General features: G+C 41.2%; 13 protein-coding genes and 1 pseudogene. 10 read left to right on the plus strand and 4 right to left on the minus strand.

The window, feature by feature from the left end:
* Nucleotides 1–191 precede the first annotated feature (191 nt).
* Both PSM_RS15370 and PSM_RS15375 read left to right on the plus strand, forming a co-directional pair.
* A complete protein-coding gene (locus PSM_RS15370; protein WP_013462782.1) occupies nucleotides 192–1,166 on the plus strand; it encodes a DUF1852 domain-containing protein in 975 nt (324 codons plus the stop codon).
* Between the two features lie 31 nt (nucleotides 1,167–1,197).
* Nucleotides 1,198–2,238 (plus strand): methionine synthase, encoded by a 1,041-nt coding sequence (locus PSM_RS15375; protein WP_013462783.1) that lies wholly within the window; start codon nucleotides 1,198–1,200, stop codon nucleotides 2,236–2,238.
* Nucleotides 2,239–2,605: 367 nt separating this feature from the next.
* On the opposite strand, the gene PSM_RS15380 is transcribed toward PSM_RS15375, so the two are convergent.
* The 3 genes from PSM_RS15380 to PSM_RS15390 all read right to left on the minus strand — a co-directional run bounded on the left by PSM_RS15380 (nucleotide 2,606) and on the right by PSM_RS15390 (nucleotide 4,457).
* The gene (locus PSM_RS15380; protein WP_201764148.1) at nucleotides 2,606–3,646 is read right to left on the minus strand and encodes an HNH endonuclease; all 1,041 of its coding nucleotides are present in this window, start codon (nucleotides 3,644–3,646) and stop codon (nucleotides 2,606–2,608) included.
* Nucleotides 3,647–3,721: 75 nt separating this feature from the next.
* Nucleotides 3,722–4,096, minus strand: a complete 375-nt coding sequence (locus PSM_RS15385; protein WP_016898936.1) for a hypothetical protein — start codon at nucleotides 4,094–4,096, stop codon at nucleotides 3,722–3,724.
* Nucleotides 4,083–4,457 carry a DUF6864 domain-containing function gene (locus PSM_RS15390; RefSeq protein WP_016898937.1) on the minus strand — a complete coding sequence of 125 codons (375 nt, stop codon included), beginning with the start codon at nucleotides 4,455–4,457 and terminating at the stop codon, nucleotides 4,083–4,085. Before PSM_RS15390 ends, PSM_RS15385 begins: the two co-directional genes overlap by 14 nt.
* Nucleotides 4,458–4,768: 311 nt before the next feature.
* Between PSM_RS15390 and PSM_RS15395 the strand changes: the two are divergent.
* Both PSM_RS15395 and PSM_RS15400 read left to right on the plus strand, forming a co-directional pair.
* Nucleotides 4,769–4,954, plus strand: a pseudogene (locus PSM_RS15395) (IS110 family transposase); the annotation flags it as partial.
* 454 nt (nucleotides 4,955–5,408) lie between these two features.
* Nucleotides 5,409–6,086 (plus strand): haloacid dehalogenase type II, encoded by a 678-nt coding sequence (locus tag PSM_RS15400; protein WP_013462787.1) that lies wholly within the window; start codon nucleotides 5,409–5,411, stop codon nucleotides 6,084–6,086.
* A 74-nt stretch (nucleotides 6,087–6,160) separates the two neighbouring features.
* On the opposite strand, the gene PSM_RS15405 is transcribed toward PSM_RS15400, so the two are convergent.
* Nucleotides 6,161–6,610: a GyrI-like domain-containing protein gene (locus tag PSM_RS15405; RefSeq protein ID WP_013462788.1), complete on the minus strand. Its 450-nt coding sequence runs from the start codon at nucleotides 6,608–6,610 to the stop codon at nucleotides 6,161–6,163.
* A 382-nt stretch (nucleotides 6,611–6,992) separates the two neighbouring features.
* On the opposite strand from PSM_RS15405, the gene PSM_RS15410 reads away from it, so the two are divergent.
* From PSM_RS15410 to PSM_RS15435, 6 genes are read left to right on the plus strand one after another with little or no spacing between them, the layout of a single operon-like run.
* Nucleotides 6,993–8,531, plus strand: coding sequence for a pyridoxal phosphate-dependent decarboxylase family protein (locus PSM_RS15410; RefSeq protein ID WP_013462789.1), 1,539 nt, complete (start codon nucleotides 6,993–6,995; stop codon nucleotides 8,529–8,531).
* Entirely contained in the window at nucleotides 8,531–9,850 is a 1,320-nt protein-coding gene (locus PSM_RS15415) for a lysine N(6)-hydroxylase/L-ornithine N(5)-oxygenase family protein (protein WP_013462790.1), read from the plus strand. Before PSM_RS15410 ends, PSM_RS15415 begins: the two co-directional genes overlap by 1 nt.
* The gene (locus PSM_RS15420) at nucleotides 9,847–11,025 is read left to right on the plus strand and encodes an MFS transporter (RefSeq protein WP_013462791.1); all 1,179 of its coding nucleotides are present in this window, start codon (nucleotides 9,847–9,849) and stop codon (nucleotides 11,023–11,025) included. The genes PSM_RS15415 and PSM_RS15420 overlap by 4 nt, the downstream gene beginning before the upstream one ends.
* 24 nt (nucleotides 11,026–11,049) lie before the next feature.
* On the plus strand, nucleotides 11,050–13,398 hold the full coding sequence (locus PSM_RS15425; RefSeq protein ID WP_013462792.1) for a GNAT family N-acetyltransferase: 2,349 nt from the start codon (nucleotides 11,050–11,052) through the stop codon (nucleotides 13,396–13,398).
* Nucleotides 13,391–14,029: a hypothetical protein gene (locus PSM_RS15430; RefSeq protein ID WP_013462793.1), complete on the plus strand. Its 639-nt coding sequence runs from the start codon at nucleotides 13,391–13,393 to the stop codon at nucleotides 14,027–14,029. Before PSM_RS15425 ends, PSM_RS15430 begins: the two co-directional genes overlap by 8 nt.
* Nucleotides 14,013–15,092, plus strand: coding sequence for a heparan-alpha-glucosaminide N-acetyltransferase domain-containing protein (locus PSM_RS15435; protein ID WP_013462794.1), 1,080 nt, complete (start codon nucleotides 14,013–14,015; stop codon nucleotides 15,090–15,092). Before PSM_RS15430 ends, PSM_RS15435 begins: the two co-directional genes overlap by 17 nt.
* Nucleotides 15,093–15,118: the final 26 nt, after the last annotated feature.

Genomic DNA, 15,118 nt, shown 5'->3' on the forward strand with positions numbered 1-15,118 from the left:
TAACTTTGCTACAGAATGAATCTGGCTCATGTTTTACCTGAAATAATACCGTTTTTCTTCATGCTACATAGCGCGTATAAATTTATTAACTCTGCAGAGCACCATTACAGCTAACCCGTTATGTCGGTTTTAACAGCGAGTAATGCGCCATCAATAAAAGCAGCAACAACTCAAATTGAAAGGATACGGCTATGAGCACTGATCTTACATTTACTATTAAAAGCACTAACTTGGATGAAAACTATCATCCATCAAATAACACACGTATCACGACCAACTTCGCTAATTTAGCAAGGGGTGAAAGCCGCCAACAAAACCTGCGTAATACCCTAAAAATGATCAACAATCGTTTTAATGCTCTGGCTAGTTGGGATAACCCACAAGGGGATCGTTACGAGGTTGAGCTCGAGATCATTTCGGTTGATTTAGACATTGCAGGCAGTGGCCAAGCATTTCCGTCAATTGAGGTATTAAAAACCAATATTATTGACCGTCAAACCAACGAGCGAATTGAAGGCATGGTGGGTAATAACTTTTCATCCTATGTGCGCGACTACGACTTTAGCGTGTTATTGCTTGAGCATAACAAAAGCAAACCGCAATTTAGTATCCCCGATAATTTTGGTGACTTACACGGTAAGTTGTTTAAATGCTTTGTAAACTCAGATACCTATAAACAGCATTTTAAAAAGCCACCGGTTATTTGTTTAAGCGTGTCTGATAACAAAACCTATCAGCAAACCGAAAATCTACACCCTATCTTAGGCGTAGAGTATCAGCCTAATGAATCGTCGTTAACTGAGCAATATTTTAAAAAAATGGGCTTACAAGTGCGCTACTTTATGCCACCAAACAGCGTTGCACCGTTAGCGTTTTACTTTTTTGGTGACCTACTTAACGACTACAGCAATCTTGAACTAATTAGCACCATTAGCACCATGGAAACGTTTCAAAAAATTTATCGTCCAGAAATTTATAACGCTAATGCCGCCGCAGGTAGTCGTTATAAACCAAATTTAAAAAATGATGATCATTCATTAACGCAAATTGTGTATGACCGCGCAGAGCGAGGTCAATTAGCGGTTGAGCAAGGCAAATTTACCGAGCAGCATTTTATTAAGCCTTATCAATCAGTGCTGCAGCAGTTCTCAGCAAGTATCGCTTAACCACACAACAAAATTAAAGGCAGCATTTATTATGAAAAAACTATTACCCACATCATCAGCAGGCAGTTTGCCAAAACCGTCATGGCTTGCCGAACCCGAAACCTTATGGTCACCGTGGAAATTAAAAGGTAGCGAGCTGATTGATGGCAAACACGACGCCCTGCGTATTTCCCTACACGAGCAACAAACCGCAGGCGTAGATATAGTCAGCGATGGCGAACAAACTCGCCAGCACTTTGTAACCACCTTTATTGAGCACTTAAATGGCGTTGATTTTGAAAACCGTAAAACAGTTAAAATTCGCGACCGTTACGACGCCAGCGTACCCACAGTGGTTGGCCCTGTGTCTCGCACTAAATCGGTATTTGTTGAAGACGCCAAGTTTTTACGCCAACAAACCAACCAACCAATTAAATGGGCATTGCCAGGGCCCATGACCATGATCGACACCCTATATGACGATCACTATAAAAGCCGTGAAAAACTGGCATGGGAATTTGCTAAAATACTTAACCAAGAAGCCAAAGAGCTAGAAGCCGCAGGGGTCGACATAATTCAATTTGACGAACCCGCTTTTAACGTGTTTTTTGATGAAGTAAACGACTGGGGCATAGCCTGTCTAGAGCGAGCCATAGAAGGGTTAAAATGCGAAACCGCCGTGCATATTTGCTACGGCTACGGCATTAAAGCCAACACCGATTGGAAGAAAACCCTCGGCACCGAGTGGCGACAATACGAAGAAGTATTCCCTAAGCTGCAAAAATCGAATATAGATATTATTTCGCTAGAATGCCAAAACTCACATGTACCCATAGAGCTACTCGAACTCGTACGTGGCAAAAAAATAATGGTAGGCGCAATTGATGTAGCCACCAATACTATAGAAACCCCCGAAGAGGTGGCCAAAACTCTACGCGAAGCGCTTAAATATGTAGATGCCGACAAACTATACCCCTGCACCAACTGCGGCATGGCCCCCCTGCCGCGCGACATCGCAAACGGCAAACTCAACGCTCTTAGCAAAGGCGCAGAGCTAGTTCGTAACGAGTTATTAGCAGCGAATGTCGCTTAATTTTTAGTTACAGTTGCTGAAAAAAGCCACACCTAAACATAAGTTAAAGTGTGGCTTTTTTAATCAAAATGTAACGGGGGTTTACACAACGAGGTTAAAGGCAAAAGGTGCTAGGTGAAAGGTTTAAGTTCGTTGAGTGTTAGTTGGGTTGAGTGCAACAAATTAGCTTAAGTAATCAAACCTAACCGAGCCGCTAGGTATTATTGATTGAGTGAAAAGTGCCTCTTGCAGACTATCAAGATCTATAATGTCTGAAGTCAAGATTTGACCCCTTCCGTTCATAGCAAAAATAGTTAAATTTAACCGAGCCGCTAGGTATTAATGACTGAGTGAAAAGTGTCAATTGTAGAAGATGGCAACGCCGCATTCAGCGGCTTGCCCGCTTCAATGCTTTGTTAAATGATATTTCACCCACTAGCTCTTCTATGCTTATATTCCCCTTTCGGTGAAGCATTGCATGACAATTTGGGCAAACTGGACGTAAATCTCTTATCGGGTTAATATCATATTCAGATTTGATCTCCGACACAGGAGTGAGGTGGTGCACATGAATGTAACCTTCACCTCGCTTTCCGTAAAACTCAACGAAACTAAAATCACATACGCAGCAACGAGTTCCGTATTCTTTGATACACAAATTTCTTGCTTCGGGGTTGCGCTCGTATGCATTTACAGTAATTGTTTTTCTTGCTCCTTCCTTGAGAAGCTCGTTAACTTCTTCAGCAAAGGAAAAATTATCTAAAAGATAAACCCCTCGACTTGCTAGCTCACTACCCCAATCAAGTTCACAGGCAATCTTTATTTGATGTCGCTGCCAAGCAAAGTCCATGTCCTGCTTTTTGTGAAATTCAAAATAAGACTTTGACGGAAACAAAGCTCTGTCAGGGTGGTTCTTATTATTTATGATGATTCCGGTAACAGCAGGCAATTTATTATTATGAAGCCATTCAGCTAACCCACCCATAGCATGTTTGTTCAAACTATAGCCAGGTGTTCTTCCATCATTTGGAAATTCTAAATCATTAAGTACCTTCGAATAGGGTAGATGTGTCATTGGGTTATTTGTATCAATAGCACCACTTTGGATATGTGAAACTAGGTAATTTAGAAGCCTTTCCTCATTCGAATTCAATGGCGATGCTGCTCGGGTTTTGAACTCCAAGAACTCTAAATAGGCTTTCAATGCAGACTGGCAGTTTCCCCAATAATTTTTTTCTTTAAGTGAAGCTTTCAAACGTCGTAGAATATCCTTAACAGACTCGGAGCTATATACAGAATCTGCAGTTATATCAATGTGTAGATGATTTGTGATGGCAGATAAATATGTAGGGTAGCTATTTACCGTACCCTCGACTAAGCCTCTCACATCCCTTAGGTATGATTTGTAGCCTTCAACATCTTCTATCATCACAACCTCCATATCATTTATCGCCTTGCTCAACGGCATAGGTGACAGCTTACCTATGTCCGATTGAAGCTTTTTTTAGGCACTTTGCTTATTCTTAATTTTGTTAATCAGTTCTTGGACTGTACTTTTCTTAGGGCGCTCCCATAGCGCTTTTCCAAGCCAAAAAACACATAGCCCCGCCGATATTATGAATATTGCAGCCCAAGTATCAGCAGCTATGCTTAATGATTCTTTAAACTGCGTTGTAGTTAAAACCAATACAATGGTTATCAGCAAAGCAAGAGGAGTATGCCATGTGTTGCGCGACTCAATTGACGAGAGATGCTCTGCCAATAACAGTTTGAGCTTATCTTCAGTAATTTCTATTAGCTCTTGTCCGACATTCCTGTGAATTTCTTCGATTTCCACTCCTGGTGAACGCCGGTAACGAATACTATTACTCTGAGACATTAGTACCTCCGAGCATAGTTTGAATGTCTACTCGGTATAAACTACCTAGTTTTGCGACATTGGCTAGAATATAGATCAATTCCCCCTTTTCTGTCTCCCCCACCTCAATAGGCTTTCCTGTACTTACACCTATTGGGGAGTCCCAATTTACGAATGTAAGGGAGAGATAATTTTCCTCACCTGAAAATCTGAGGGATCTTGTTTTTCCTTCCTTTTCATTTTCAGGCTCTTCTATTTCAAAATTAAGAGAAAATCGTTGCTGATCCCCGTCATGCTCAAACTCCAGAAGCGCTGATTCAGCCTCAGGAACCAGCAATGAAGAAAAGTTTATTACTTCATTTCCATTTACTTTTATAGTCACGTATTACTCTCTATTTCGCCTAACGCCTCTATAACCGGCGCAGCTCTGCTGCGTCCGGCGCCGAAGGCGCGAAGTTGATTGACTTGTATGGATAATAAACCCATAAATTAATTATTATTTTAACCTAGTTCGGGTAATGTGAGGCCCAAGCTTTGGCTGCAACCAAAGCCTTTTATACAGTAGTTCGATTGATTGAAGGCTCCTCTATTGAGAGACCGGTAACAAGTTAGAACGCTGTGTAAACTCCAAGCATTAAACTCGGATAGTCAACGGGGCCTCGAGCCCGAATAGCAAGGCAGAGTCAGCTTATTATGAATACAAAAAATAATCAAAATGAAATTAACGTAGGTGTCGATACAGGTAAAAAACAACTCGATATTTATATCAGGCCTTTAGACATTTACTTTACTGTAGAAAACAATCAAAGTGGCATTAAACACGCCATTCAAATCTTAAAAAAACACCCCGTAACGCGCGTCACTATTGAGGCGACTGGATGAACCAAAGGGGTCTGAACCAAAGGGGTCAAATCTTGACTTCAGACATCAAATTTATTGAACCAAAGGGGTCAAATCTTGACTTCAGACATCAAATTTATTGACTGACCCGTTATCCTTATTTTGCCTATTAGACAAAGTCTAAAGCAACAAGATAAATCAGTAATCCCCTACTTTTAGCTATTACTTTGTTTGATTTCTAACTAGCACTTACAAACTCAACAGTCCTTCTACCCATTCTAAGACAAAGCGTGTGTCTCGGATTTCAAAGGATTGTTTATTAATTACTTGATCAAATACCATCTTACAATGCGGTATTTTTAACCAAACCGTAACGGGGGTTTACAGTAACAGCTTAAAACGTCGGTGCTGTTACTGTACTTTATTAACTGATAAGGTAATTAATACAAAGCAATAAAATCGCGTTTTAGTAACGATTGAACAGGAGTAATAAATGGCAACCACACTGGCGTTTGATGTATACGGTACGCTTATAAACACCCATGGCGTGGTGTCGTTACTTGAAAATATGGTTGGTGATAACGCGCACGCATTTTCAACTACTTGGCGTGAAAAACAACTCGAATATTCGTTTAGACGCGGCTTAATGCAAAACTATGTGCCGTTTTCGGTGTGTACTGAGCAGGCACTTAATTATGCGTGTTTACTACACAAGGTAACTTTAAGCGATGAGCAAAAAGCACAGTTATTAGCACGTTATAAAACCCTACCCGCATTTGATGATGTAAAAGCAGGGCTTGAGAGCTTAAAAGCACAAAACTATCGGTTATTTGCGTTTTCTAATGGTGCGGCCAGTGCGGTAAATACCTTGCTAGAAACGGCGGGTATAAGTGATTATTTTGAAGGCGTAGTGAGCGCCGATGACATTAAAACTTTTAAACCCAACCCCGGTGTTTATAGTCATTTTTTACACGAGGCACATTCAACCGGTGCTAATACCTGGTTAATATCGAGTAACCCGTTTGATGTGATTGGGGCGTTATCGCATGGTATGCGTGCTGCGTGGATACAGCGCTCAAGTGAGGCTATTTTTGATCCCTGGGAACTAACGCCTACAATAACGGCGTGCGATTTACATGATTTAAAAACCAAGCTAGCCAGTAATAAATAACCAATGATTTAGTGGGCAGGGGTTAAATTACAGCAATGAAAGGCTAGGTTTGCGCTTACAAACCTAGCTGTTTTTTAGTCTTCAATTGCAATAGCAATTTCTATCTCGTTACTGCTTTTATAGTACTCAAAGTCGCTAGTGTAGGTGCGGGCATAACGGCAATCGTCTGAGCTGAAGTATTGCCAAATTTCGCCCCATAAATCGATTACTGCATCGGGCATTTCACCCTCACCTTTAAATACCAAATAACGCCCCGCTTGGGTGGTTACTTTTTTAGCTTCAGGGAGTTTAATTGATAAATTATCGCAGCAGGCAATTACGTCAAAGTCCCCAGTGAGATCGCTTTCGTAATTAGTATACACACCATACACTTTGGTGTTTTCTGTAAGGCTGTTGGCAAACTTTTCACCAAATTTTTGCCAAAGTTCAGCTATATTTGCAGTGCCAGCATTCATTTCATTGGCGTTGCAGGTTCTTACTTTTAAGCCGATTAAGGTCTGACTTGCTAATTGTTTTACTTCCATCATGACGTCCTTTAGCGTTAATACAAACACCAACGTAACAGAAAAACCGCCAATACTTTAAATTTTGTATTAAATATTTCATAAACAGTGATTATTAACCTCAATTTCGTGTTTATTGCTCATGTTGAAATAGGAGCCAATCGCTAAACGTAGCTTTGCTACCGCTAAAATAATTGCTCAATTCCCCCTTTTTTAACTTTATTTTTGCATGTAATGCTTGTCGTTTAATAATATGGTTTATCGATTTTAGTTAAAAATATACGACAAGCTTATTAGCTCTAATTAAAAAAAAGTTGCTATCTAACCTTTTTTCATTATTGTAAATGGGAATCATTATCATTAAGATCCTTACACCTAAAAAGTGTACTCAAGGAATGTTGATGTGTCTCAATCTCAAGTGTTAAATATTAATACCATTGAAAAACAGGCTGTATTTGAACAAAGCGGCTTGCCCCCACAATTCAATTTAGAGCAGTTCATTAATTATCAGATAGCGTCATTGCAAGGGTTGTCGGCAGTTCAGCAAGCGATGGCTAAAGCCCAAAAGCCATTTTCAGGTGTGTCGGTAAATGCGTTAGCAGAAGTCGTAAACGATGTTGATTTATCACAGCCATTGGCTGACTTTCCGGCGGTGCTTGAAGAGCTAAAAGGCGTGTATTTAGATCATGCTGTGTATTTTCATCATCCGCGTTATATGGCTCATTTAAACTGCCCTGTAACCTATCCTGCTGTGGTGGCCGAACACATTATTGCCGCTATTAATACCTCGGTAGATACGTGGGATCAAAGTGCAGGCGCGACGTTAATTGAGCAAAAGCTGATTGATTGGACATGCCAAAAAGCAGCATTGCCAAGCACTGCCGATGGAGTATTTACTAGTGGTGGCACACAATCAAACTTAATGGCAATGTTAGTTGCTCGTGAAGTGGCTGTTAGCCGCTATGCGCCAGAACATCAGGTAAAACTTCAGGGCTTACCAGCTGTTGCCTCGCGCTTTAAAATTTACTGCTCTGAGGTGGCGCACTTTAGTATTCAAAAAGCAGCGGCGTTACTGGGCTTAGGTTACAACGCCGTGGTGCCAGTGGCTACAAACAGCAAAATGCAAATGGATATGCAGGCACTTAAAACCGCCATAGCAACAAGCAAAGCGCAAGGTGATTTACCCATTGCAGTAGTTATTACCGCAGGCACAACTGATTTTGGCTCAATCGATCCAATCCATAATATTGCCATGCTGGCTAAAGAAGAGCAGCTATGGTGCCACGTAGATGGCGCTTATGGTGGCGGTTTGTTGGTAAGCGAGCACCACCGCAATGCGCTTAATGGCATTGAGTTGGTTGATTCAATAACGATTGATTATCACAAATCATTTATGCAACCGGTTAGTTGTAGTGCCTTTTTATTAAGCGACAAACGTCATTTTAGCCACATTACTTTGTATGCCGATTATTTAAACCCATTAGCAGAGGCGGGAAATGGCACGCCTAATTTGGTTGATAAAAGCCTGCAAACCACTCGCCGTTTTGATGCCTTAAAGTTATGGCTAACACTGCGCACCACTGGAGAAGCACCGCTTGGCCGCGCGTTCGATAAAGTTATTGGCCTTGCGCGCCAAACGCATATTGTACTTAACGACCATCCCGACTTTGAAGTAGTTAACTACCCCGAGCTTAGTGCCTTGGTATTTAGATTTGCCCCTGATGACTTAAAACATGACCTTGATTTACTCGACTCTTTAAACCTGCATGTACGACAAACGTTTTTACAAACCGGTGAAGCCATGGTTGCCCGTACAAAAATAAATGGTCGTCATTACCTTAAATTTACATTGCTTAATGCGCAGTGCCAATTATCTGATGTACGCGCTGTTATTGAGCAAATTAGCCACATTGCATGGCAAACATATAGGGAAATTGCATAATGGATAATCAACCTTACGATTTTATCGCTATTGGCCTTGGCCCATTTAACTTATCTTTAGCGTGTTTAAGTGAACCGCTTGAAGATGTAAAAAGCCTGTTTTTAGAACAACGTAGTGAATTTGACTGGCACCCAGGAATGATGCTTGAGGGCGTTACATTACAAACTCCGTTTATGTCGGATTTAGTAACCATGGCAGATCCAACCAGCCAGTATAGCTTTTTAAATTATGCCAAATTAAATAATCGTTTATACCCGTTTTATATTCGCGAAAGCTTTTTTTTATTGCGCCGTGAATACAACTTATATTGCCAATGGGTTTGCTCGCAGCTTTCAAATGTTAACTTTGAACAAACAGTCACTCAAGTTGAGTTTTGCGCGCAAAGTGAGTGTTATACCGTTAGCTGTAACACCCCCAATGGTACGCAACATTATGTGACTCGCCATATTGTTTTGGGCACAGGGCCTGCACCGTATATTCCTGATTGCGCTGTGCAAAGTAACTCAAATAACGTAATGCACAGTAGCGATTTTTGTCATCGGCTTGATGAATTAAAGGCAGCTAAACGGGTTACTGTGGTAGGGGCTGGGCAAAGTGCAGCAGAAATTTACCACACCTTATTGCAACAAGCAGTACCGCAAGGCTTGCAGTTAGATTGGATAGCACGCTCACCGCGCTATTTTCCGCTTGAGTATACTAAGCTCACCCTTGAAATGACCTCTCCTGAGTATGTTGATTACTTTTATAATTTAAAAACTGAGCAGCGAGATTGGCTCAATCAAAACCAAAAAAATCTATTTAAAGGCATTAACGGCGATTTAATTAACGACATTTTCGACACCCTCTACGCGCAAAGCCTTGATGGGCCAATTTCTACTACATTTAAAACTAACAGCAAGCTAACAATCACTCAAAAAGTAGGTAAGCGTTTACTGACTGAGTTTTATCATCAGGAGCTTGAGCAGCCCTTTTCAATAGAAACCGACTTTTTAATTTGCGCCACGGGCTTTAAATATCAGCGCCCTGCTTTTTTAAATAATATTGCCCACCAATTACCCCAAGATGAGCAAGGTCGTTATTTAGTGAGTCGTGAATATGCGGTAGATAGCGAACAAAAACGTATTTTTGTACAAAATGCCGAGCAGCATACTCATGGTTTTGTAACTCCAGATTTAGGTATGGCTTGCTACCGTAATAGTATTATTTTACGTGAAATTTTAGGTTATTCGCCTTATCAGGTTGAGCAAAAAATTGCTTTTCAAAACTTTGATTTAAGTGATGTAACCCTATCAGCACAACAGCAGAGTAGCGCCGCATGAGTCTTCGTTTAGCGCTAATTTTGCTGACGGTTATTTCGGTGGTATGCGATACCTTGTTGCTACCGTTTTATCCGCAATTTTTTGCTAGTGAATTTGCTATTAGTAACGCCACGTTAATCGGCCTCTTTGTGGCTAACTGTTGTATTACTGTAATGCTGGCTTTACCACTATGGGCTAAGGTCGCTAAAAAATACAATGAGTTGGCTTTGTGGTTAGTAACCCAAGTAGTAGCCGCTGGTTTTGGCCTGCTTTGCTACTTTGCGACCAATGTGTGGGAGTTTTGGATTTACTACCAACTTATGTTGGTGCTAAAGGCAAGCTACCTACTTATATACCCATTTGCACTGCGATTAGAGCAACAAACTAAGCATTTATCTATTATTGGTTTGTTTTCTGTATTGATGCACTTTGGTGCGATTGGTGGTGCTTTAATTGGTGGTTACTTCTTTAGTTTAGCAGAGCCACGCTATGCGTTATTACTCAGTAGTGCCGGTGACCTAGTTCAGGTTTTATTATGCGCCTACTTAATGTATTCATTAAAAACAGGTATTTATCAGCAAGCAATAGCGACTGAAAAACCGCGAGAACGTATTCCCTATTTTATTTGGCAATTTTGCTTTTTAAGTGTGGTGGTTTATTTTAGCGCGTTTTTAATTCGCCCCTTCTTTACTACTCATTGGCAAGCATTAAACGCACAAAGCAGCACGTTGCAAAGCGCTGTTGTATACGCCATTCCTGCCTTTGCTGCGCTTGTTATGCTGGTTTTTAACCATTATAGACAGCATTTACCACTGCCAACATTAAGCCGCACGAGCACTTTGTTATGTGCACTTATTTTGGGGGCACTTGGGCTTTATTTACAAGCGCAGGCGTCGGTGGGGTTAGTGATTTTATCACGTGTTTTATATGGCTTTGCGCTATTTCAAGTGATGGTACTACTAGAGGTAATGCTATTTGCTAAAAGTGAGCCTGCACATTACGGCAGCGACTTTGCCAAAGTGCACATTGCTCAAAATGTCGGGGTTATTTTAGCGTCGTTACTAGTGGGTATGAGCGTAGAGCATCTTTCAACTACGGTTGTGTTTTACTTTGCTGCCATTGGCTTTGCAAGCCTTGCCTTTATTTTGCTTTGGCGGTTTAAGGCTGTTGCTCGAGCTGCGCGTTCAGCGTCTTAGTTTTTAAGATTTATTGGAGTTTTTATGTATTTTTCATCTTTTGTAACCACCCTACAGCATACCGGCAAAGTGACGATGCGGTTATTACAACAAACAGATATGCCAACAATATGCGATTGGCTTAAGCAACCGTATGCGCACTTTTGGGGGATGCAGCAGCAAACCGAGCAACAAATAACTAAAGTGTATCAAGCTATTATTGATACGCCTCATCATCAGGCATACGTGATCGAGCAAAATAATAACCTATTGGCTTTAGTTGAGCTTTATAGCCCTGAGCACGAAAGCTTAATGAAAGCGGCGTACGAGGTTGAACCTAATGATGTGGGTATGCATATTTTATTAGCGCCTAACACGGCACCTAAGCGCCATTTTAGTTTTGAAATGATGCAGTGCGTGCTGCAAAGTATTTTTGCTCAAAACAGTGCCGCCCGTGTTGTGGTTGAGCCCGACATTGCTAATAGTAAAATTCATACGTTAAATAAACGTTTGGGGTTTGTGCATACCCAGCAAATTCAACTGGGCGAAAAAGCCGCTTATTTAGGCTTTTGTAATAAAGCAGCCTTTGATAGGCACAGCCAACTATTTACTGATTCGTTAGCGCCTTTGCAAACTGATTACGTGATACAGCCACATTGGCAATGGGCAAATCGGCATTTACAAGCTAAAGCACTCACCGAGCTAGTGCACGAGCGTTTATTGGCCGCAGAGACAACAAAGCGAGGCTTTAAAGTGAATGTTGAAGGCGGTTACTTTATTTTTAATGGCCGTGCTATGGCACTAAACCATATTGATATAGACGAGCCAAGCCTATGCTTTTACAACCTTAACGAAGAGCTGCAGCCGCTAGATGTGTTGCACTTTTTTAGTATGCAAGGGCCTGCGCTAGGTTTAACGGGTAAGCGCCTTGCCACCTACATTGAAGAGCTAAATGCTACTTTAGCCAGTGCGTGCTTTAAACGTGAAAATAACACGTTAACAGCGGCGCAGTTAGCTAATTTAGGGCTGCAAAAAATAGAAGCTGCAATGAGTGAAGGTCATCCTGCCTTTGTTGCTAATAATGGCCGCATTGGTTTTAGTAAAGCTGACTTTTTACGTTATGCGCCAGAAGTAGGCAAACCGTTTAAAGTACTGTGGTTAGCAGCGCATAAAGCGGTATGCGACTTTGCCCATAGTGAATACTTTGCCGACTACCCAAGCCATATAAGTGATGAACTAGATTTAACCACTCGAGATGCGTTTAACAAAGCGCTAAAAGCTCAAAACCTTAACCCCGATGATTACTTACTCATTCCTGCTCACCCTTGGCAGTACCAACACAAATTGAGTGTGGTATTTGCAAATGAGTTGGCAAATCAGCGATTAGTGTATTTAGGTGAAGGTGACGATTTATATCAAGCGCAACAATCAATTCGGACCTTATATAATTGCTCGCACCCGCATAAGCCGTATTTAAAAGTGGCGTTGTCGATTTTAAATATGGGATTTATGCGTGGCCTATCGCGTGCTTACATGGCGGTGACTCCTGCCATTAACGATTGGGTATTTGAAAAGGTTAGCCAAGATCAACAACTCGCAGGCGCTAATTTTACAGCGCTTAGAGAATACGCCACCTTAGGTTATGCCCATCATACGTTTGAGCAACACGCCCTTGGGGATACACCCTATCGTAAAATGTTTGCCTGTTTATGGCGAGAAAACCCAAATCATAATTTAAATAGTGATGAACAACTGACCACTATGGCAGCGTTATTACACTTAGATAATAATGGCCAAAGTTTAGTGGGCGAATGGATAGCGCAAAGTGGTTTGAGCACGCAGCAGTGGTTACATGAGTACTTTAATGCCTATTTAATTCCGCTAGTACATTGCTTTTACGCGCATAAATTAGTGTTTATGCCCCACGGTGAAAACCTCATTTTAAAGCTTAAAAATTCGGTGCCAGTGGGCGCATATATGAAAGACATAGGTGAAGAGGTTGCCTTACTTAATAGCACTGAAGTATTGCCTGCAGGGGTTGAACGTATTCATTTTTCTATGCCTAAAGAGCTTGAGCTGTTAAGTATATTTACCGATGTATTTGACTGCTTCTTTAGATACTTAGTGGCAATTTTAGTGCGAGAAGAGCGTATTACAGAGCATGACTTTTGGCAGTGTGTTACGCAAAGTGTTAAAGCATATCAACATGCTAACCCTGCTTTAAATGAGCGATTTAAAGAGTATGACTTTTTTAGTGATGAGTTTGCTCACTCTTGTTTAAACCGCTTACAGCTGGGTAATAATGAGCAAATGGTTGATTTAACGGATCCGGCAGGTAGTTTGCAGTTTGCTGGTAACTTAAACAACCCCGTATCGGCAAAGCTGTATGGCTAAACCGATTACCCTTGCGCAGTTTTTATATTGCCATCAACCCGTACAACGAACTTTTAAACCGAGCTTATTATTAGTGCGCGCTTTAACAGTTCGTTGTAAGGCGCAGTACCCGACTGCGCCTAAGCAATTTATTAGTCGGCATTTGTATTTGCAGCTTTGTTGGCAAGCTATTTACGCTTATTGCTATTGGTTTGCTTGCAAGCAAAGTACGGCTGACCCCATTAACATGCCGTTAGCGCTAAATGGCGCTTATTGTCGTGGGTTTAACCTGAATAATGGCGTGTTAGTAAGTAAAACTGAGCAAATCCAAGCGTTTACTCATTTTATAAGCCAAGTTGGTGAATGGGTAAATACCGACTATGCGCTGGGTAAAAAAGAACAAGCACGGTTATTACTCGATTCGTTAAGTAGCGCTACTGAGCGAGCTCATAGCTTAGCCCTTGCTACCACTTTACATATCAATAATTGCCATCGTCAGCTGCACACCCTTATTTGTGAACACTTTAATCTTGATGCGCTATTTACTGAAAACCCTCAGCGTTTAACCTGTTGCCGCTATTATTTAGCAGGTTACAGCAAATGCCAAACCTGCCCTAAAAAGGACATTAAAACCAATGAACCAACGTCTTAAAACGATTGATCTTGCGCGTGGTGCGAGCGTTTTCATTATGATTATTGTGCATACTTTATGGATGTATGCCACCACAGCGCTTCAAAGTGAAAGCGCATTTGGTACGGTTGTGCATATACTTGGCAAAGGCACTGCCTCGTTTTTAGTGGCAATGGGACTGTCTATGGCACTTTCGCGCAGGCAAACACCCTTGCTGTTAATTAAGCGTGGCATACAGCTTTTACTGCTTGCCTATTTAATGAATGCGGCCAAGTTTTGGCTACCTATTGAAGTATTTAATACCATGCCTGAGGCGTTTATAAATGCTTATGGCTGGCAAAGTCCGCTCAGTGCTGGGCAGTTACAATTTATGGTGTTAACAGGTGATATTTTACAACTGGCTGGAGTTAGCTTATTGCTGTTTGGTGTGCTTAATATTGCCCGTTGGAAAACAATATGGATTGCGGTTTTAGCCATTGCAATTGCAGTTATGAGCCAGTTTGTGAGGGGGCAGCAATTTACGCTTTCACCTTATATTAGCGATTTGTTTTTTGCTAGTAACTATCAGGTGTATTTTCCGGTATTTCCTTGGGTAAGTGCGATATTAACGGGGTATGTACTTGGCCGTTTATATCTTAGTAACCAACAAAATGCCGATTACTTATATAAAGTATGTGCACAACTTGGTGCTGCTTTACTTGTAATTGGCGGCATATGGTTAGCCATTGATTTTAAAGGGCAGTTTGGCAACTTTTTCCATTTAAATGGCGGCGGTATTAGCTATTTAGTTGGCTTAAATTTATGTGCCCTAGCGGCTATACAGTATATTTTTGCTGATAAATATAATGGCCCTATTACACGTGCTCTTTTATATGCCAGTAAACATGTAACCGCGCTCTATGTTATTCAATGGGTACTTATTTGCTGGTTTATGGGGGCGCTTGGTTATCATACCCTCAGCCTGTGGCCCACACTTTGTATGATGGTACTGATGACTTTACTGACTTTTGCTGTGCATAAGGTTTATTTAAAAAGCAAACAAAGTCTCACAAACATTACGCAAAAAACTAAACGTACAGCTTAAGCTGTAAAGGGGCTTTACGGGCGCTG

Source organism: Pseudoalteromonas sp. SM9913 (assembly GCF_000184065.1).
Classification (GTDB): Bacteria; Pseudomonadota; Gammaproteobacteria; order Enterobacterales; family Alteromonadaceae; genus Pseudoalteromonas; species Pseudoalteromonas tetraodonis.